Consider the following 20668-nt stretch of genomic DNA (forward strand, 5'->3'; position numbering starts at 1 on the left):
GGCTCGACAGCCCTGCCACCGCAGGACCGAACCAAGGACGGCAATGACCTCTCGGGAACTGATCACCGACTACATCGTCGACGTCTGGATGGACGGCGACGCCGAAAGCCTGGAGCCGGAGACACCGATCACGGAACTGAACATCATCGATTCCGCAGGCATCTTCGATCTTGTCCATTACCTGCAGAGCGAATTGCGGATCAGCATTCCCGTCCAGGAGATATCGCCGAAGAACTTCCGGTCCGTCAATGCGATCGCCGAACTGGTCGACCGTCTCCGGAAAGGTGAAGGAGGAAACGCGGCATGACGCATGGCACGGACGACCCGCTCGACACCGCCCGGCTGTATGAGCGGGTCGTGGAGATCATCGCGGACCACACCGGTTACGACAGGTCCTATCTGCTGCCGGAGAGTCACTTCGAGGCAGAGCTCGGCATCGACTCCATCACGCTCCAGTCCATCCTGGAGACGGTTCGCGAGCGCTTCGGTACCGCCGACGGACCGCTCGCCGAGTCGGCCACCGTCGGGGAACTCGTCGACGCGCTCGGCCGCGTCCTGCACCTGCCGGAGACCGATCGACGCGCACCGGCGGACACGGCGGTCACGGCAGTCACCGGACAGACCGACGCGCCGCCCGAGGACCCGGCGCTGGCCGCCGTGCTGACGGCCGCCCTGCACCACACCGGTTACCGCAGCGACCAGTTGGGCCTGGACACCGCGCTGGAGAGCGAGCTGGGCATCGACTCCGTGGTCCTCGCCTCCGTGGTGGCCGAGACCGCCGACGCTCTCGGCCTGGACGGATCGCTGCTCGGCCCGGTGCAGGCCACGACGCTGCGCGAACTCGTCACCGTGCTGGCCTCGGCCCGCCGCACGACCGCCCCCGAACCCGAACCCGGTGCCCATGACGGCGCATGGGACTCCCGTTCGACCAAGGACTTCGTCGAGCAGCGCGACCCGGACCTGTTCGCCAAGACCCGCAGCTTCCGGTCCTACCTGCGAGGGCGGGAACAGCAGCACCTGTACTGGTACGGCATGCCGTTGCGGTCCCGGAGCAGCAACCGAGCCGTGATCTTCGACGAACTGACCGGCCGGGAACGCGAGTTCCTCATGTTCGCCTCCAACAACTACCTGGGCCTCGCCAACCACCCGCGGGTCGTGGAGGCGGTGTGCGACGCCACCCGCGTCTACGGGGCCACACACACCGGTTCGCGCTTCATCGGTGGCACCAACATGCTGCACAAGGAGCTGGAACGGCGGCTCGCGGCCTTCAAGCAGCGTTCCGCCTGCATCGTCTTCCCCGGCGGCTACGCCGCGAACCTCGGTACCGTCTCCGCCCTGGTCAAGAACTACGACACCCTCGTGGTCGACCGGCTCAACCACATGAGCATCGTCGACGGCGGCCGGCTGTCGGGCGGCATCCGCAAGATCTACCAGCACAACGACATGGCGGACCTGGAGCGAATCCTCGCCCGTACCGCCGATCGGTCCGACGGGGGCACCCTCGTCGTGGCCGACGGCGTGTTCAGCATGCACGGCGACATCTGCGACCTGCCCGAGATCGTCCGGCTCGCCAAGACGTACGGCTCCCGTGTGCTGATCGACGACGCGCACTCCACCGGCGTCCTCGGGGCCCGCGGCTCCGGCACCGCCGAGCACTTCGGCCTCAAGGGCGAGGTCGATCTCGAACTCGGCACCATGAGCAAGGCGCTGGCCGGCATGGGCGGGTTCGTCGTCGGTGACGAGGACGTGATCGAGTACCTGCGCTACTACGCGAACTCCTACGTCTTCGCGGCGAACATCCCGGCAGGCGTCGCGGCCGGTCTCATCGCCTCCCTCGACGTCATCGAGACCGAGCCGGAACGGCTGAAGCAGCTCTGGACCAACATCGAGGTGCTGCGCGGCAACCTGCTGCACGCCGGCTTCGACCTGGAGCACTCGCAGAGCGCGATCCTGCCCATCGTCATCGGCGACGAACGCAGGGCGATGGAGATGGGCCGCGCGGTCCGTGCCCGCGGTCTGTTCTGCCAGACCGTCGTCTTTCCCGGAGTGTCCCTCGGCGACGCGAGGCTGCGCGTCAGTGTCACCTGCGAGCACACCCGGCAGGACCTGGACCTGGCCACCGAGATCTTCACCGACGCCGCCCGCGAGACCGGTGTCCTGCCGGAGGCTCGATGAGCACCCGCGAGCCACGCGCAGGAGCGGATGCGTCCCGGGTGGCCCTCCGCCTGCCGCCGAAGAGTGCCGGATCGGAGACACGTCCCGCCTTCGTGGGGCCGGGAGCCGCGACGTACGGAGAGGTCCGGGCCCGGGTCGACGCGGTGTCGGCCCGTCTCGTGGACCAGCTGGAGGTGCGTCCCGGCGACCGGATCGCCCTCTGGACGGACAAGCATCCGCGCTGTGCGGAGGCGATCCTGGCCACCCTCCAGGCCGGTTGCGCCTACGTTCCGCTCGACGGCGGGCAGCCCGTCGCCCGGGTGCGGACCATCCTCGCCGATGCCGAGCCGGTGGTGCTGTTCACCGACCGGCGCCACCTGGAGCTGCTCGGTCGGGGGCCGCTCCCGGCTTCGGTCCGGACGGTCGTGGCAGCGGGCGAGGACCTGCCCGACACGGTCGGCGGTGTCCCGGTGCACACCTGGTCCGGCTTCGCCGGGGCGGCCGTGCGCCTCGTCGGCACCCTGCCCGCACCGGGCCCGCACGACCTGGCCGCGCTGCTGTACACCTCCGGCTCCACCGGCACACCCAAGGGTGTGCGGATCTCGCACGGCAACCTCATCTCCTTCGTGAGCTGGTGCCGTGAGGAGTTCGGCGTCGGACCCGGGGACGTCCTGTCCAACCACGCCTCGTTCAGCTTCGACCTGAGCACCTTCGACCTGTTCGTCGCACTCACTTCTGGTGCCGCCCTCTGGATCGTCCCGGACGACGAGGCGAAGGACGTGACGGCGCTGGCGCGGGGCATCCGGGAGCACGGGGTGAGCGTCTGGTACTCGGTGCCCTCGGCACTCGGCCTGCTCGCCTCCTCCGGTGCGCTCACCCGTGACGGGGCGAAGAGCCTGCGGAACGTACTCTTCGCCGGCGAGGTGTTCCCGATGCCGCGCTTGCGCGCCCTTGCCCGGCTGCTGCCCGAAGAGGCGACGCTGTACAACCTCTACGGCCCCACCGAGACCAATGTGTGCGCCTGGCACCGCGTCCGCCCCGAGGACCTGCACCGCACGGCACCCGTACCCATCGGCGGCCCCGTCCCCGGCGCCCTGCTGCACGTCGTGGACGAGCAGGGCCGCGCCCTCACGGAGCCCGGCGCGATCGGTGAACTCGTGGTGGGCGGCGACTGTGTGACACCGGGGTACTGGCGGCGCACGGCGGACCCGGTGGCCGATCTGCACCGCCAGGGTCTGCACCCCACCGGTGACCTGGTCAGCTACGAGGAGGACGGGCTGCTCGTCTACCGGGGGCGCAAGGACCGCATGGTCAAACTCTCCGGCTACCGGGTCGAACTCGGCGAGATCGAGGCGGCCGTGCAGCAGCACCCGTCGGTGGCCGAGGCGGCCGTCCTCGTCACCGAAGGTCCCAGCGGCGGCCGTCTCACGCTCTACTACACCCTCCGCGAAGGCGCCGAGGCACCGGGCCTGATCCAGCTCAAGCGGCATTGTGCGGCCCTGCTGCCCACCTACATGGTCCCGCACCTCGCACGGCGTCTCGACGCCATGCCGCACAACGCCAACGGCAAGGTCGACCACCGCAGACTCGGCGGGGCCGCGAACCGGTCCACCGCGGGGAGCGCCGGCACCGGCCGGTGACCGGCGGAAGAGGGGAACATCGTGAAAGCAGCACCGACCGGCACCCCGCGTCAGGACGGCGGCGCCCCGCAGACGATTGCCGCGCCGACGGTTGCCGCGCTGCTGAGGCAGTGGTCCGACACGCGTCCCGACGCGCTCGCCTACCGTTTCCTCACCGACAGCGCCGGCACCGACACGTCACTGACCTACCGTGAACTCGACGCACGCGCACGCGCCGTCGGGGCACACCTGCAGGACCAGGGGGTCGCCGGCCGACCTGTGCTGCTGCTCCACCCGCCGGGCCTCGACTACATCGCGGCGTTCTTCGGCTGCCTGTACGCCGGCGCCCTCGCCGTGCCCGCCTACCCACCGGACCGCACCCGAGCCGGCCGCACCGCCTCCCGGCTGGCCGCCGTCGTCCGCGACTCGGGCGCCCGCCACGCCCTGACCACACGCGCGGTCCTCGACACGGTCCGCGCCGACCAGGCCGAGCCGAGCGTCGCGGGGCTCGCCGGGCTGCGGTGGACGGCGAGCGAGGAGCTGGCGCTCGCCATCGCCGACGGCTGGCGGGAACCCGACACCGCGACCGAGGCGGCGGCCTTCCTGCAGTACACCTCCGGCTCGACCTCGACACCCAAAGGCGTCGTGGTCACCCACGCCAACCTGATGCACAACCTGCGGGCGATGCACACCTGGCTGGAGCACGGCGCGGACGCGCAGATGGTCTCGTGGCTGCCGCCGTACCACGACATGGGACTCATCGGTGCCATCCTGCATCCGATGTACGGAGGTTTCCCCGCCCACCTCATGGCCCCGAAGACCTTCGTGCAGCGTCCCCTGCTGTGGCTCGACACCCTTTCCCGCACCGGCGCGACCCTCAGCGCCGCCCCCAACTTCGGCTACGAGCAGTGCCTGCGCAGGATCACTCCCGAGCAGCGGGACACTCTGGACCTGCGCAACTGGCGCCTGGCGCTCAACGGGGCCGAACCGGTGCGCGCGGACACCCTGGACCGGTTCGCCGCCTACTTCGCCCCGGCCGGCTTCGCACGCACGGCGCTCATGCCCTGCTTCGGGCTCGCCGAGGGCACCCTCATGGCCACCGGGGTCGGACCGCACGAGGCTCCCGAAGCGGGTCTGTTCAGCGCGGCGGGCCTGGAGGCGGGCGTGGCCGAACCGGTCGAGCCGACCGGGGCGGACACGGCGCGGGCCCGCCGGGTCGTGGACTGCGGCTCCCCGGTCCCCGGTGTCGAGGTGGCCATCGTCGACCCCAGGACCGAGCGGCGGCTCGACGAGCACACGATCGGCGAGGTCTGGCTCGCGGGCCCCAGCGTGGCGCAGGGCTACTGGGGGAAGCGAAAGGCCGGCCGAGAGGCGTTCGAGGCGCGGATCAGGGGTGAGCGGGACACCCCCTGGCTGCGCACCGGTGACCTCGGCTTCCTGCGGGCGAACCGGCTGCACCTGACCGGCCGCCTCAAGGACGTCGTGGTGGTGCAGGGGCGCAACTTCGCCGCGCACGACGTCGAACTCACCGCTGAACGTGCCAGCGAGGCCGTGCGGCCCGGCAGCGGGGCTGCCTTCGGCGTCCCGGCCCCGGACGGCGAACAGCTCGCCCTGGTCCAGGAGTTGGGCGGCCCCGGCGCCGAGGACCCCGGTGCCGTACTGGCCGCGCTGCGCACCGCCCTCGCCGAGGAGCACGAGGTCGCGCCGCACACCATCGCCCTGGTCCGGCACTCCGCCGTACCGAAGACCACCAGCGGCAAGATCCAACGTCAGGGCGCCCGCGCCGCGCTGCTCTCGCTGGCGCTGCCGGTCGTGGCGGCGAGTGTGGTGCCCACGACCGACCTGGAACCCGGGGCCGCGGCCAGGGACCCGCTCGGCCTCACCGGTCTGTCACCCGTAGGGCGCCGTACCCGGGTGGCCGAAGCGGTGGCCCTGGCCCTCACCGAGGGCACGGGACGGCAGATCACCGCCGCCGACGCGGACGGTCCCCGGCCGCTGGCCGAACTCGGACTCGACTACCCCCGGCTCCTCGACACCGTGGGCACCCTTGAGGCGCGGCTCGGCGTCCGGATCCCCGTCGGGGAACTGCTCGTCCGCCCGCACGCCGGCCGGCTCGTCGAGCTCTGCCTCGGCGAGGAGGCCGACGCTCGGGATGGTGCACCGGAGCGGCACTCCTCCGTCAGCGCGGCGAACCGCCCCGGCATCGAGCCGGCGCCCTCCGCGCGCGAGCGGCACGTCCTTCTCGGCGAGGCGCCGGACCCGGCCCGTTCCGCGGCCGCGCTGGAGGGCTGGCTGCGCGCCCGTGTCGCGGACCGGCTGGGCCTTCCGGTCACCGCGGTGGACGTCACGCGCCCGTTCGTCTCGCTCGGCCTCGACTCCAGGCAGGCGGTGGCCCTCGGCACCGAACTCGGTGGCCTGCTCGGCCGGGAGCTGCCCGCCGCCGCCGTCTTCGACCACCCCACCATCAGCGCGGTGGCGGCCCGCTTCGGCACCGGGCCCGCGCCGTCGGAACCCGCCCCCGCCGTGTTCGCCACGGCCACGACCGCCGCCGCGGACCCCGCCGAACCCATCGCCGTCGTCGGCATGGGCTGCCGGTTCCCGGGCGCACCGGATGTCGACAGCTACTGGCGGCTGCTGCTCGACGGCCGGGACGCCGTGGGCGAGGTGCCGCCCAGCCGCTGGGACAGCGCCGAGGTGGCCGCACCGCGCCACGGCGGGTTCCTCGACCGGGCCGACGAGTTCGACGCCGCCCTGTTCGGGATCTCCGCCCGCGAGGCCCACCGGATGGACCCGCAGCAGCGCCTGCTCCTGGAGACCGCCTGGCAGACCTTCGAGGACGCCGCGATCCCGGCGACGCGGCTGGCCGGCAGCCGCACGGGGGTCTTCGTCGGGATCAGCAGCCAGGACTACGCGCAGGTGCAGCTGCCGCGGCTCGACAGCGTCGATGTGTACACGGCGACCGGCAACGCCCAGTCGATCGCCGCCAACCGGCTCTCGTACGTCTTCGACCTGCACGGCCCGAGCCTCGCCGTGGACACGGCCTGCTCCTCGTCGCTGGTGGCGGTGCACATGGCCTGCCGGGCTCTGCGGGAAGGCGAGTGCGGCGTCGCGCTGGCCGGCGGTGTCTCTCTGATGCTGACCCCCGCTCTGTCGGTGGCGTTCGCCTCCGGCGGCATGCTCAGTCCCCGTGGCCGCTGCCGCACCTTCGACGACGGCGCCGACGGGTACGTACGCGGGGAAGGCACCGGCCTCGTCCTGCTCAAGCCGCTGACCGCCGCGCTGGCCGACGGCGACCGCGTCCATGCCGTCATCCGGGGCTCCGCGCTCGGCCATGGCGGCCGCGGCAACGGCCTTACCGCGCCCAGGAGTTCGGCGCAGAAACGGGTCATGGCCGAGGCGCTCGCCCGCGCCGGGCTCCGCGCCGACCAGGTCGACCACGTCGAGGCGCACGGCACCGGCACCTCGCTCGGCGATCCGGTCGAGTGGGAGGCCCTGGCCGGTGTGTACGGCCGCGGGCGACCTGCCGACGCGCCCTGTCTGATCGGCTCGGTCAAGACCAACATCGGGCATCTGGAGGCGGCCGCCGGCATCGCCGGGCTGATCAAGGCGGCCCTGGTCGTGCGGGACCGCCAGGTCCCGGCCCTGCTGCACCTCGACCGGCCCAACCGCCACCTCGACTGGGCGGGTTCCGGGCTGTCCGTGCCCACCCGGCGCCGGGCGCTGCCCGACGGCGGCACCGCCCGTGCCGCGGTCAGCTCCTTCGGATTCGGCGGCGCCAACGCCCACGTGATCCTCGAAACCCCACCCGCGCCCCCACGGGAGGCCCCCGCCGTGACGCATCCCCGGCCGGTGCACGCACTGTGCCTGTCGGCCCACACTCCGACCGCGCTGACCGCGCTCGCCCGCTCCTGGCGCACCCACCTCGCCGCGCACCCCGACGTCGCCGTGGCGGACCTCTGCCACGCCGCGAACACCGGCCGCGCCCATCTGCCGCACCGCGCGGTCCTGACGGTCGCCGCGACCTCCTCGACCTCCTCGGCCACCGAGCTCGACACGGCCCTCGACGCACTGATCCGGGACGAACCCACCCCGGCGGTGCTGCGCGGCCACACGGCCACCGCCCCCGCGCCCCGCACCGCCTTTCTCTTCAGCGGGCAGGGCACCCAGCACACCGGCATGGGCAAGGAGCTCTACGAGGGCCACCAGGGCTTCGCCGCCACCCTCGACCGGGCCGCCGAGATCCTGCGCCCCCACCTCGAAGTCCCCCTGCTCGACCTGCTCTTCGACCCGGCGCACGAGGAAGCCCTGCGCGGCACGCGCAACTGCCAGCCCGCTCTGGTCGCCCTGGAAGTCGCCCTGGCCGGGCTGTGGGCCGAGGTGGGCGTGCGCCCGACCGCGGTTCTCGGCCACAGCGTCGGCGCGCTGGGCGCGGCCTGCGTGGCGGGGGTGCTGTCCTTCGAGGACGCGCTGGTCCTCGCCGCCGAGCGGGGCCGGCTCATGGCCGGACAGCCGGGAGACGGCGCGATGATCTCGTGTGTCGGTGACCCGGAGGCCGTCCGGGCGGTCGCCGAGCAGTTCGCCTCCGTCGCGGTGGCCGCCGTCAACACCCCCGACCACCTCGTCCTTTCCGGAGCTGCCGAGGAGATCGGCCGGGTGCGCGGGCCGCTGGCGGAGCGCGGCGTCACGGTACGGCCGCTGGCCGTGTCCCACGCCTTCCACTCCCCGCTGATGACCGGCGCCGCCGCACCACTGGCCGCGGCCGCGGGCAGGCTGGACTTCGCCGCGCCGAGCATCCCCTGGATCTCCGACCTCACGGGCCGACCCGCGCAGCGCGTGGACGCCGGCCACTGGGCACAGCACATGCTCTCCCCGGTGCGGTTCCTGGAGGGCTTCACCGAGCTCCGGCGGATGGGCTGCGACTCCTTCGTCGAGATCGGCCCGCACCCGACGCTGATCAACCTGTGCCGGAGCATCGTCGCCTCCCAGGGCGGCGCCGACCAGGAGAGCGGCAGACCGCTGTTGCTGCCCTCGCTGAACCGACAGGGCGGCGGCTGGCAGACGTTCCTGCGGTCGCTCGGCCGCCTGCACTGCGCAGGCGGTGAGGCCGACTGGTCCGGCCTCGACCGGGACGCGCCGACCGCGCGGGTCCCGCTTCCGCACCTCCCCCTGGAGCGCGAGCGGTACTGGTTCCGTCCGGAGGCCGCGCCGGAGGACGGCCGACCGCACACCCTGTCCGCCGCGGACCCCGCGGCCCTACCCGCCCCGGGCGCGCACACGGCGGCCCGTCCCGGCGCCGCACCGACCCCGGCGACCGCGTCCGGTTCCCCCGATGCCGCGCACCCGCTTCCCGGCACGCCCCACCCGATGGCCGCCGCGCCCCACCCGATGCCCGTCGTGCCCTGGCCCGGGCCCGGCATGCCCTACCCCCTGTGGGGCGGCGTCCCGTACCCGACGGCCGGAATGCCGTACGCGCCGGCCGGTATGCCGTACGCCCCCGCACCGTACGTGCTCGTCCCGTACGCCGGTGGGCCCCCGCTGGCGCCCCTCCCCCACCCGGCCGCCGGTCCACCGGGCGCGGTGCCCGGTGCATATCCCGTACCTGGCGTCCACGGCGCGCCGTCGTCGTCCCCCAGCGGCGGCGGTGCGCCGGGGGCGGACTTCCTGTCGTACATACGCGAATGCACGGCGCTGGTCTGTGGGTTCCCCACGCACCGGGTGGCGCCGTACGCGCGGCTCGGCGCGGATCTGGGTCTGGACTCGCTGATGCGGACCGACCTCCAGCGACGGATCGCCGCCCGGTTCCCCCACGAGGCGGAGCGGTTGCGGCACGGGCTGCCCGAGGACCCGACGGTGCAGGACGTGGCCGACCTGCTCGCCGGGCGAACCACGTCCGCCCCGGACCCGCGGTCCGCGCCGCCGGCCACGGGCGAGCAGCCCCCTCGGGCGGTTCCGGTACGGCAGGAGTACGCGTTCGAGGAGTGGCCCGAGTACGCCGCGCACCTGGGGCGCCTGCGGCAGGTCGGCAGCGGGCCCGCGAATCCCTACGGGCGCGTCCACGAGGGCTTCAACGGCGCCGTCGCGCAGGTCGGCGGGGAGCAGGTCGTCAACTTCGCCTCGTTCAACTACCTGGGTCTCTCCCACCACCCGCGGGTGCGGGAGGCGGCGCGGGCGGCCATCGACCGGTACGGCACCTCCAGTTCGGCGACCCCGCTGCTGTTCGGCGAGACCCCGCTGCACCACGAACTCCAGGCCGAGATCGCCTCGTTCCTCGGCACCGAGGACGCGGTCGTCTTCGCCGGCGGCCATGCCACGAACGTGGCCACGGTCGGCCATCTGTTCGGCCCCGAGGACCTGATCGTGCACGACGAGTGGATCCACGACAGCACGGTGCGCGGCGCGATGCTGTCCGGCGCGCGGCGCCGCCCCTTCCCGCACAACGACTGGGAGACGCTCGACCGGATCCTCGCCACCGCGCGCGGCGAGTACCGCCGGGCGCTCGTCGTCATCGAGGGCGCCTACAGCCAGGACGGTGACATCCCCGACCTGCCGCGCTTCATCGAGGTGAAGCGGCGTCACCGGGCACTGCTGATGATCGACGAGGCGCACTCGCTCGGCGTGCTCGGCCGCACCGGCCGTGGCATCGGCGAGCACTGGGACAGCGACCCCGCCGATGTCGAGCTGTGGATGGGCACGCTCAGCAAGGCCATCGGCAGCCTCGGCGGGTACATCGCGGGCCGCGCCCCGCTCGTCGACTACCTCAGGTACACCGCGCCGCTGCACATCTTCAGCACCGGTATCTCACCGGCCAACACGGCGGCCGCGCTGGAAGCGATCCGGGTGCTGCGCGACGAGCCGGAGCGGGTGGCGCGGGTCCGGGAGCTCGCCGAGTTCTTCCGCACCGAGGCCCGCGCCCGCGGCCTGGACATCGGGGTCTCGCGGGCCTCCGCGGTCATCCCCGTGATCACCGGGGACTGGGAGCGGACCATCGCCCTGTCCAACACCCTCCTGGGCAAAGGCGTGAACGTGATGCCCATCGGCTACCCGGCCGTGCCCCGCGACCGGTCCCGGCTGCGTTTCTTCGTGAACGCCGAGCACAGCGAAGCCGACCTCGAACTCTCCCTCGACCTTCTGGTGTGATCCATGACCTCGAACAGCAACGAGTCCGCCACCGCCCCCGAGGCACCCGCTTCCGGCCACACGCCCGACGTGCTGGTCACCGGAGCCGGCGGCTTCCTCGGCCGTCATCTCGTCCGCAGGCTGGCCGAGCGTGGGCACCGGGTCCGGGTCCTCGCCCGCTCCGGCAGCGACCGCTCGCCCTTCGCCGAGACCGCCGACGATGTGGTCACCGGCTCCCTGGAGGACGCCGACAGTCTGCGCCGGGCCACCGCCGGCGTCACCCACGTCTACAACTGCGCCGGAATGTCGGCGGACTGGGGCCCCTGGGAGGAGTTCCGCCGCGCCAACGTCGAGGGACCGCGAAATGTCGTGGAGGCCGCGCACCACGCCGGATCCGTGGCCCGCGTCCTGCACGTCAGCACCACCGACGTGTACGGCTACCCGAGAAGGCCCTGCGACGAGAGCGCGCCCCCGCACGACATCGGACTGCCGTACAACCGGAGCAAGATCCTCGGTGAGCGCGCGGTCCTGGAGACGTCCGAAGCCACCGGCGTGCCGGTGACGATCGTCCGGCCGGTGTCCATCTACGGGCCCGCCAGCAAGGACTTCGTGATCGAGATCGCCGGTCTGCTGCTGAAGAACCAGATGATCTACATCAGGAAGGGCGAGGTTCCCGCCGGCCTGCTCTACGTGGACAACGCGGTCGACGCGATGATCGCGGCGGCGCTGTCGCAGCGGACCGTGGGCCGCGCCTACAACCTGCGCGATCCGGAGCGGACCACCTGGCGCGAGTTCGTCGAGGCGCTCGCCGAGGGGCTGGGCAGCGGCAAGCCGAAGCTGAGTCTGCCGACGCCGCTGGCCACCGCCGTCGCGGTCGTCTCGGAACGGCTGTACGGCCTGCTGGGCGTCACGTCCAGGCCGGTGCTGACCCGGCACGCCGTCCACCTCTTCGACCGCGACCAGTCGTACGGAATCGGCCGTGCGCAGGAGGACTTCGGCTTCAAGAGCGAGGTGGACTTCGCGGAGGGCATGCGCCGCACCCTCACGTGGCTCGACTCGGACGAAGGGCGCCGCCATGTCGCCCGCTGAGGCGCACGCGGGCGGGACCGGCTGGTTTCCCGCCTTCGGCTCCCGGGCCGGCCACACCGCCGAAGCGTCCGGGCCCGCTTCCCACGACGGGGGTCCGGACAACGGGCCGTACCTGATCTGCCTGTCCTACGCGGGCGGCACCGCGTCGGTCTACCGCGGCTGGCAGCGGGAGCTCACCACCCTCGGCTGGCGGGGCCGGGTGGTGCCGGTGCAGCTGCCGGGCCGCGGGCTGCGCCTGCGCGAACGGCCGTACACCTCGATGCGGCAGCTGAGCGAGGCCGTCGCCGGAGCCGTGGCGGACCGCTTTCTTCCCTGCGACTACTCCCTGTTCGGACACAGCATGGGAGCGCTGCTCGCCTACGAGGTGGCCTGTGCGTTGCGCCGCGGAGGCGCGGCCGCACCACGGCACCTGTTCGTCTCCGGCAGCCGCGCCCCGCACCTGTACGGGAACCGCGCGGACCACGGTCTGAGCGACGACGAGCTGTTCCGGTTCGTCGCGGACCTCGGCGGCCTCGGCCCCGAACCGTCGGTCGGCGGCGCCTACTTCCGCCAGCGGCTGCCGACGCTCCGCGCGGATCTGCGCGCCTGCGACGGCTACCGCTGGCAGCCGCGCCCTCCGCTGCCGTGCCCGGTGACGGCCTTCTCCGGAGCCGAGGACCAGCTGGCCCCGGAGTCCGACGTGGAGGCCTGGCGCCCGTACACCTCCGGATCGTTCCTGCGCCGCCACCTGCCGGGCGGTCACTTCTTCCTCAACGGTCCCGCGCGCTCCGTGCTGCTGCGCGAGGTGCGGGCCGAGCTCGGCAGAACCCCCTCCGGCCCCGGCCCCGGCTGCGCCGCGCGGCCCCTCACCCCGTCAAGGAACTCAGCATGGGCATATTGAGCCTCGCCAAGAACGCCTACCAGCGAGTGGGGGACCCGCTCACCGACATCCTCACGGTCGCCAGGCTGCTCGGCAATCCGCGGCTGCCGCTGCTGCTCGCCCTGTCCAAGGGCGTCGTCGAGCCCGTCTACCGGGTCTCCTTCCTCGCTTCCGCCGCCGGCTCCGGCGTGCTCGCCCGTCTCGCCCACCGCCCCTGCGACGTGGTCTCGCTCGCCGACTGGCTGGGGGTGCCGCCGCAGGAGAGGGACCGCCTGCGGGCCTGGCTCGACCTGGGCGTCCGGCTCGGCGACCTGCGCACCACGGTCGACGGCTGCTACCGGCTCGGCAGCGTGCCGGCCCGGGCCCTGGCCAGGCCCGGGAACGACGCGACAGCCGCCATGCTGGAGGAGGTCACCCGCTTCCACGTGCCCGCGCTGCTCGACGGCCCCGTCATGCCGCGCGACGGGCGGCGCTTCAGCCTCGGGGACCAGGACGGCGCCGTCATCGCCCGCTCCACCCGGGTCGTGCAGCCCTTCGTGGAGGAGGCCGTCTCCAGGAACCTCGACCGTGCCCTGCCCGTGCGGCTGCTGGAGGTCGGCTGCGGCAGCGGCGTCTACGTGCGTCACGCCGCGCGACTCAACCCACGGCTGACCGCCCTCGCCGTCGACCTGCAGCAGGACGTCGCCGACCAGGCGGCCGCGAACATGGCCGAGTGGGGTCTTTCCGACCGTGTGGAGACCCGGCAGGCCGATCTGCGCACCCTCGAACTGGAGCCCCAGTTCGACCTCGTGACCCTGCACAACAACATCTACTACTTCCCGGTCGCCGAGCGGACCGCGGTACTGCGCCGGGTCCGTTCGCTGCTCGCCCCGAACGGCAAGCTGCTGCTCACGACGAGCTGCCAGGGCGGCAACATCGGCCTGGAGGTGCTGAACCTCTGGTTCGCCAACGCCGACTTCGGCGGCCCGCTTCCCGTCGAGAACGAACTCGTCGAGCAGATGGAGCAGGCCGGCTTCGTCGACGTGGAGGCCACCCGGCTCATCCCGGGCGAGCAGTTCCGGGCCTTCGTGGGCACCAGCGTCCGTCCCGTGCAGCCCTGATCGTCGTCCAGGAGATCTCACCATGACCGTTCACGCGCCCGACACGGATTCCACGCCCTTGTCCGAGCGGATCGTGCTGCTCGGCTCCGAGCCCGCCGCCCTCCCCGACGTCCTCGACGTCCTCGGTGGCAAGGCGGCCCGGCTCGCCGAACTGACGGCCGCCGGCCTTCCGGTGCCGCCTGCCTTCTGCCTCACCACGGAACTGTTCGACGCCTTCCTCGACGAGACGGGCCTGGCCCGCGCGCTGTCCGGCGTGGACAGCCGCACCGCCCGCGAACTGGTCCTCGCCACACCGGTGCCCGCCCCGATCGCCGAAGCCGTGCTCGCCGCGTACGCCGCCCTGGGGCGGCCCCGGGTGGCGGTGCGCTCCTCCGCGCAGAAGGAGGACTCCACCGTCCAGTCCTTCGCCGGCCAGCACGACACGGTCCTCGACGTGGCGGGCGACGAGGACCTCCTGGACGCGGTCCGGCAGTGCTGGGCGTCCCTGTGGTCCGACCGGGCCGCCGCCTACCGGGAGGAAGGAGAACTGCCGGGCTCCATCGCGGTGGTGGTGCAGGAGATGGTGCACACCGACGTCAGTGGCGTCCTGTTCACCGTCGACCCGGTCAGCGCGCGCGAGCACCGGATCGTGATCGAGGCGTGCGTCGGCCTCGGGGAAGGGCTGGTCGCGGGCCGGGTCTCCAGCGACTACTTCGTCGTGGACGACCGCACCCTGGAGGTCGTCGAGGAGCGGGTGCGCCACAAGGTCACCAAGTGCGCCCCGATCGCCCCCGGCCGTATCGGCGTGACCAAGGTCGAGGGCACCGCGCGCCACGCACCCTGCCTGACCCATGACCAGCTGGCCGAACTGACGCGCCTGGCCCTGCGAGTGCGCGAGCACTACGGCCACGAGCAGGACATCGAGTGGGGCATGCGCGACGGCGCCTTCCACGTCTTCCAGGCCCGCCCCGTCACCACCCGCAAGAAGGCGGATCGGGCCGCGCCCGGCACGTACGTCACGCCGCAGCCGGACCCCATCGAGCAGGGCACCCTGTGGTCGCGCATGGACATCGGCGAGATCTTCGTCGGTCTGATGACACCGCTGGGAGTGAGTTTCGCCAAGTACTACCAGCAGCACGTCCACCTGGACTGCACGGCCGCGCTCGGCGTGCGCACCACCGGTGACCCCGATCTGCCCATGGGCTACGTCCAGGGGCACGTCTACCTCAACATCTCCTACAGCGCCTACGTGATGCAGCAGGCGCTGCCCACCCGCGACCAGAGCCGTTTCACCAACCGCTTCGTGAGCGAGGAACTCGACACCACGGGCTACGAAAACCCCTTCGGCAGTTTCCCGTCCGGCACGCAGGACCTCCTGTCGCTCGCCTTCTGGGTGCGCACCACCGCCACCGAGATGGCCCGGGCACAGCCCCGGTCCAAGGAGATGGTCGCCTCCCGCCTGTACGAGTTCGACCGGGCCCGCGGCCTGGACCTGACCCGGATGACACGCCGCGAACTGCACATGGAACTGAACCGGCGGCTCGGCTACTTCCATGACATGCACGTGGGCTACATGCCGTACTACATCAACGCGTTCGGGTTCTACGGCGTGCTGACCGAGCTGTGCTCGCTCTGGCTGGGCACGGACGGCGCCAACCTCCAGAACCGCGTCAAGACGGACATGTCGAACCTGCGAACCGTCGGATGCGCCAAGGAGATCTGGTCCCTCGCCCAGGCCGCCAAGGAGTCGCCTCGGGTCCTGAAGATCATCGAGCAGGAGCCGCTGGGCACCCTGGAAGCCACGTTGCGCGCGGACGAGGAGGGCCGGGCCTACTGGGACCTGCACATGGAGTCCTTCCTGCGCGCCAACGGCACCCGTGGCCCCCAGGAGATGGAGTTGACCCATCCGCGCTGGGTGGACGACCCCTCGTACCTGTTCCAGATGATCCGCCGCTACGCCGCCGACGGCTTCTCCGCCGATGACCTCATGCAGCGCAGCAGCGGCTACCACGACGACTCCCGCGACGTGCTGGACCGTCTGCCGTTCCTGAAGAGGAGGGTGCTGGAGGGCGTCATCTCCCTGTACGAGGGGACGAGTGAACTGCGCGAAGCGACCCGGATGTCGATGATCACGTCGATCTGGCTGGTCCGGAGCGTGGTCTACGAGGTCGGGCGCCGACTGGTGGAGGCCGGCGTGCTGACCTCGCTGGACGAGGTCATGTACCTCGACTTCGAGGACGTACGCGACTATCTCGCCGGTGACGCCACGGAGACGGCAGCCTTCGCTCGTGCCCGGATCGAGGAGGCACGCCGCGTGCACGAGTACCACAAGCGGCTCCCGGAACCGCCGCTCACCTTCATCGGCCACCACGACCCCGCCACGGCGGTGCGGCGGGCGCCGGACGGTGCGCGCCTGGAGGGCCTCGGCTCCAGCCCCGGACGCGTGGTGGGCCGGGCCCGCATCGTGGAGGACCTGGTCTGGCAGGCGGACGAGTTCGAGGCGGGGGAGATCCTCGTGACCGGCTTCACGGACGCGACCTGGACCCCGCTGTTCGCCATCGCCGGCGGTGTCGTCACCGACATCGGCTCGATGCTCTCGCACAGCTCGATCGTCGCGCGGGAGTTCAACGTTCCGTCGGTGGTCAACACCAAGCACGCGACTCAGATCATCCACACCGGCGACCTCATCGCCGTCGACGGCGACGCCGGAACGGTGGAGGTCGTCGAACCCGCGGGCCCCTGAGGGCGGTTCTGCACCAGGAGACAACGCACCCGAGACAGGAGAGACGGATGATCCCCGACCTGTGGTACCCGATCGCCATATCCACGGATGTCAACACGAAGAAGCCCACGAGCCTGCGCCGCCTCGGCATGCAGCTGGTGCTGTGGCGGGACATGGACGGCAACGTCGTCGTCCAGGACGCACGGTGCCCGCACAAAGGGGCCGACCTGGGTGACGGCCGTCTGAAGGGCAACGCGGTCGAGTGCCCGTACCACGGCTTCCTGTTCAACTCCGAGGGCACGTGCACGCTGACCCCGGCGATGGGCAGGAACGCCCGTATACCCGGGTCGCTCAAGATCCGTTCGTACCCGGTACAGGAGCGTCACGGCCTGATCTGGATGTGGTGGGGCGACGACCGCCCGGCGGACGAGCGTCCGGACATCATCGCGCCCCGCGAGATCCGGGAGCACGAGGGCCTCTACTCCACGATCTCGTGGGAGAAGCCGGTCCACTACACGCGGTACATCGAGAGCGTCCAGGAGTTCTACCACGTGACCTATGTGCACCGGGATCACTGGCTGAACTACCTGGACTTCAACTTCCTGTACGGGACGCTGCGCAAGTTCGGCCTGGACGGGAAGCAGAACTTCCTCAAGGCCACCATGATCCACAACCATCATGTGGAGACGGACGACGACGGAATGACGTTCCGGTACTCGTTCGACCACGGCCAGGAGGACGATCCGAGCAAGAGCATCCACTACGTCATCACGTTCTCGTTCCCCTGCATGGTGCACGTGCAGACCGAGGCGTTCGAGACGACGTCCTGGTTCATGCCGGTGGACGAGGAACACACCCAGCACATCTTCCGCGTCTACGAGTTCCCGCAACTGAAGCCGATCCTGCGACTGCCGGCGCTGCGGCGCCTGATGTCCACACTCCAGGTGTACCTGGAGAAGTTCGTCCAGGACCCGCAGGACTTCAAGATCATGGCGAAGCAGGAGCCCCGGATCAGCGGCGGCGGCGTCAACAAGTTCATCCCGGTGGACGAGATGAACGCCAAGTTCATCAAGACCCGCGCCCGGCTGCTGCGGGAGGCCGGGGAGCGCCGCCAGGAGACGGTCCACGACACCGGCGACGGCATGGTCGGCGGGATGGACATGGCCGAGGACCTGGACGTACGGGACGCGCCGTCCTCTGCCAACGGCAACGGCAACGGCAACGGCAACGGCAACGGCAAGCTCAACGGTAACTCCGCCCCCACCGTGCCCCCGAGCGACGAGGTCGAGACCTGGTCCGGTGCCGCGGCAGGGTGAGCCCACCCCGCCCGCCAGGGGCCGCCGCGGCGCCGCCTTCCGCGCACACAGACGAGGGGAACGGCGAGCGTGACAGAAGACGAAGTACCGATCGACGACATGCCGCAGGCGCGCGGCGCGGCCCGGGCGTTCTCGTCCGGCTGCGGCGCGGCCAGGCTGGGAGCGGCATGGCAGGAGATTCTCCGCACCGGGCTCGGCCTCGCCGACGGCGTCGATCCGGGTTCCATGGAGTCGAGTTGCCGGATTCCAGGCCACTCCAGTGACCTCGCCGCTTGACGATCGAGGGCCGGTTTCGGATGCCTCCGAAACCGGCCCTGACCTACGACTCCATCGAGTCGGGACGACAGGATTCGAACCTGCGCCCCCTTGACCCCCAGGAGCAGGGGTCATCCTTTTTTGTCTGCACATACGGCGAGAAATCAAGGAGCGTGGCGTACGGCGCCGCGCGTACCGTTCAGGTGCGCGGACACCGTCCGGTCCCCAACTGGTCCCCATGGGGCATGTCCGTGACGCGCGTCCAACGGTCGCCGCCGGGTCAAGAGGCCGACCCGCCAGGGCCTGTCACGGCACGACATCGTGCGCCCTTGCGCCTGAGCTCGCGGATGGTGTCCTGCCATTGCCAGGAATCGCTGCCGCACCGCTGTTCCTCCTCGACCGGCTTCCAGGCCGCCAGTTCCTCCAGATGGGTGACCAGGATGGCCGACCTCATCGCCGTTCTCGACGGCTCACACTTGGTGGAGGTCGGCACGCACGAGGAACTGATGTCATCGGGCGGCCACTACGCGGAACTCTACGGTCTGCAGGCCGCCGCTTATCAGACCGGTTCTGCCCCTTCACCGAGCGGAGGCCATTGAGCATCTTTACGGTGGCCGCTCATGGAACCAATGTGATGACCGGAAGTGGGGCAATGGGATTCAGTCGGATAGTCATTACCGTGGCGCCGGGTTCATCGGATCACACCTGTGCGACTATGTCACCGGCCTGGGCACGGAAGTGGTCTGCGTCGACAATTTCAGCTCCGGGCGCAGGGAGAATCTGAAGTCTTCCCTCTCCTCCGGAAGACTCCAGGTGGAGTCGCTCGACGTGGCGGAGAGCTGTGACATATCCGGTCCGGTCGACGCGGTGCTCCACCTCGCTTCCCCGGCATCCCTGGCGGACTACAAGGCTCGCTTCCTGTTCGCGTCCACCAGCGAAACGTACGGAAATCCGCAGGTCCATCCGCAGCCCGAGAGTTACTGGGGGCACACCAACCCGGTCGGACCGCGCAGCGTGTACGACGAATCCAAGCGTTTCTCCGAAGCACTCACCATGGCATACCGCCGCACGCACGGAGTCGACACTGCCATCATCCGCATCTTCAACACATTCGGCCCCAGAATGCGGCGGGATGACGGCCGCGCGATTCCCGCCTTCATCACTCAGGCACTTTCCGGCGAGCCCATGACGATCACCGGCCGCGGTACGCAGACCAGGCCCCTCTGCTATGTGGACGATCTGGTGTCGGGGATCGTTCGTATGCTCCGGTCGGATGTCGCCGGACCCGTGAACCTGGGAAACCCCGAGGAACTCACCGTCCTGGAGGTGGCCACTCTACTCAGGGAACTCACCGGTTCCACATCTCCCCTGGTGTTCGTCGACCGCCCCGAGGACGACCCGGATCTGCGCCGTCCCGACATCTCCCTGGCCCGACGGGAACTCGCCTGGGAGCCGTCCGTTTCCGTCGAGGCCGGTCTCAAGCACACTGTGGCCTGGTTCCGCGAGACCGCCTCCGGCCTGCCCCACTCCGCCCGCGCTCTCCCGTGAGAACCGCCGGAGAGAGCCCCGGCTGAGCGGCGCCTGAGGCGGGTGGAGCGAGAACGCCGGCGCACGTCAACGGACCGTTTGGCGCACCTTGACCGGGTCAAGGTGCGCTTCAGCACCGTCAAGTGCGCTGGCCCCCAACCGTTCCCCAAAAATGATCAAGGGGCCGTTTCAGATCTCCTCTGAAACGGCCCCTGATCCGCGACTTCGTAAAGTCGGGACGACAGGATTTGAACCTGCGACCCCTTGACCCCCAGTCAAGTGCGCTACCAAGCTGCGCCACGTCCCGGTGCGCTGTCCGCGGAGAACCGCGTGATCGCGCACTGAGAACTTTACCGTACGTCGGCCACTGCCCGGTGGCCGGTGAGCGGCGAGGGACAATCGGGGCATGAGCGGGACAGCGGAGGACGGGACGGCGCCGGAGCGGGACCGGGACGAGGAGGGGCGGGCGCGGAGCGCGCGGCCCCGGGACGGGTTGGGGCGCCCGTTGCCGTACGGGGCGCCGGGTGTGGAGCGGCAGCCCGAGGGGGTGGTGCGGGACCCCGAGCGGACGGTCGCCGAGGCGCAGGCGCTGCTGGACGCGGGGAAGCCGTTCCATGCGCACGAGGTCTTCGAGGACGCCTGGAAGTCCGGCCCCGACGAGGAGCGGGCGCTGTGGCGTGGCCTCGCCCAGCTCGCGGTGGGGCTCACGCACTCGGCGCGCGGGAACGTCAAGGGCGGTGCACGGCTGCTGCGGCGCGGCGCCGGTGCCGTGGAGGAATGGGGCGCCGGGAGCGGGCGGTCGCATCCGTACGGCGTCGATCTGGCCGGGGTGGGCGCGTGGGCCCGGCGGCTGGCCGATGTCGTGGAGCGGGAGGGGGCCGCGGTCGACGCGGAGGCGTGGGCGCCGCGGTTGCGGGGCTGACAGCGCAGGC

At 71.4% G+C, this 20668-nt stretch carries 13 protein-coding genes and 1 tRNA gene; 13 read left to right on the plus strand and 1 reads right to left on the minus strand.

The window, feature by feature from the left end:
- The first annotated feature begins 43 nt into the window (after positions 1-43).
- From P8T65_RS06125 to P8T65_RS06180, 12 genes are all read left to right on the plus strand, one after another.
- Complete coding sequence (locus P8T65_RS06125; RefSeq protein ID WP_316724356.1) at positions 44-307, plus strand: acyl carrier protein; 264 nt, start codon at positions 44-46, stop codon at positions 305-307.
- Positions 304-2175 carry an aminotransferase class I/II-fold pyridoxal phosphate-dependent enzyme gene (locus P8T65_RS06130; RefSeq protein ID WP_316724357.1) on the plus strand — a complete coding sequence of 624 codons (1872 nt, stop codon included), beginning with the start codon at positions 304-306 and terminating at the stop codon, positions 2173-2175. Before P8T65_RS06125 ends, P8T65_RS06130 begins: the two co-directional genes overlap by 4 nt.
- Positions 2172-3794 carry a D-alanine--poly(phosphoribitol) ligase gene (locus tag P8T65_RS06135; RefSeq protein WP_316724358.1) on the plus strand — a complete coding sequence of 541 codons (1623 nt, stop codon included), beginning with the start codon at positions 2172-2174 and terminating at the stop codon, positions 3792-3794. The genes P8T65_RS06130 and P8T65_RS06135 overlap by 4 nt, the downstream gene beginning before the upstream one ends.
- A gap of 21 nt (positions 3795-3815) precedes the next feature.
- Positions 3816-10910, plus strand: a complete 7095-nt coding sequence (locus tag P8T65_RS06140) for an aminotransferase class I/II-fold pyridoxal phosphate-dependent enzyme (RefSeq protein ID WP_316724359.1) — start codon at positions 3816-3818, stop codon at positions 10908-10910.
- Positions 10911-10913: 3 nt separating this feature from the next.
- Complete coding sequence (locus P8T65_RS06145; RefSeq protein ID WP_316724360.1) at positions 10914-11978, plus strand: NAD-dependent epimerase/dehydratase family protein; 1065 nt, start codon at positions 10914-10916, stop codon at positions 11976-11978.
- A complete protein-coding gene (locus tag P8T65_RS06150) occupies positions 11965-12858 on the plus strand; it encodes an alpha/beta fold hydrolase (RefSeq protein ID WP_316724361.1) in 894 nt (297 codons plus the stop codon). Before P8T65_RS06145 ends, P8T65_RS06150 begins: the two co-directional genes overlap by 14 nt.
- Positions 12846-13937 (plus strand): class I SAM-dependent methyltransferase, encoded by a 1092-nt coding sequence (locus tag P8T65_RS06155; RefSeq protein WP_316724362.1) that lies wholly within the window; start codon positions 12846-12848, stop codon positions 13935-13937. The genes P8T65_RS06150 and P8T65_RS06155 overlap by 13 nt, the downstream gene beginning before the upstream one ends.
- A 22-nt stretch (positions 13938-13959) precedes the next feature.
- A complete protein-coding gene (locus P8T65_RS06160; RefSeq protein ID WP_316724363.1) occupies positions 13960-16659 on the plus strand; it encodes a PEP/pyruvate-binding domain-containing protein in 2700 nt (899 codons plus the stop codon).
- Between the two features lie 47 nt (positions 16660-16706).
- Positions 16707-17954 carry an aromatic ring-hydroxylating dioxygenase subunit alpha gene (locus P8T65_RS06165; protein WP_316724364.1) on the plus strand — a complete coding sequence of 416 codons (1248 nt, stop codon included), beginning with the start codon at positions 16707-16709 and terminating at the stop codon, positions 17952-17954.
- 69 nt (positions 17955-18023) lie between these two features.
- Complete coding sequence (locus P8T65_RS06170) at positions 18024-18230, plus strand: hypothetical protein (RefSeq protein WP_316724365.1); 207 nt, start codon at positions 18024-18026, stop codon at positions 18228-18230.
- Between the two features lie 419 nt (positions 18231-18649).
- The gene (locus P8T65_RS06175) at positions 18650-18808 is read left to right on the plus strand and encodes a hypothetical protein (RefSeq protein WP_316731958.1); all 159 of its coding nucleotides are present in this window, start codon (positions 18650-18652) and stop codon (positions 18806-18808) included.
- Positions 18809-18935: 127 nt separating this feature from the next.
- On the plus strand, positions 18936-19757 hold the full coding sequence (locus P8T65_RS06180; RefSeq protein ID WP_316731501.1) for an NAD-dependent epimerase/dehydratase family protein: 822 nt from the start codon (positions 18936-18938) through the stop codon (positions 19755-19757).
- A gap of 212 nt (positions 19758-19969) precedes the next feature.
- Here P8T65_RS06180 and P8T65_RS06185 read toward each other — a convergent pair.
- Positions 19970-20043 (minus strand) — tRNA-Pro (locus P8T65_RS06185).
- Between the two features lie 99 nt (positions 20044-20142).
- Here P8T65_RS06185 and P8T65_RS06190 point away from each other — a divergent pair.
- The gene (locus P8T65_RS06190) at positions 20143-20658 is read left to right on the plus strand and encodes a DUF309 domain-containing protein (protein WP_316724366.1); all 516 of its coding nucleotides are present in this window, start codon (positions 20143-20145) and stop codon (positions 20656-20658) included.
- Positions 20659-20668: the final 10 nt, after the last annotated feature.

The organism is Streptomyces sp. 11x1 (genome assembly GCF_032598905.1).
Lineage (GTDB): Bacteria > Actinomycetota > Actinomycetes > Streptomycetales > Streptomycetaceae > Streptomyces.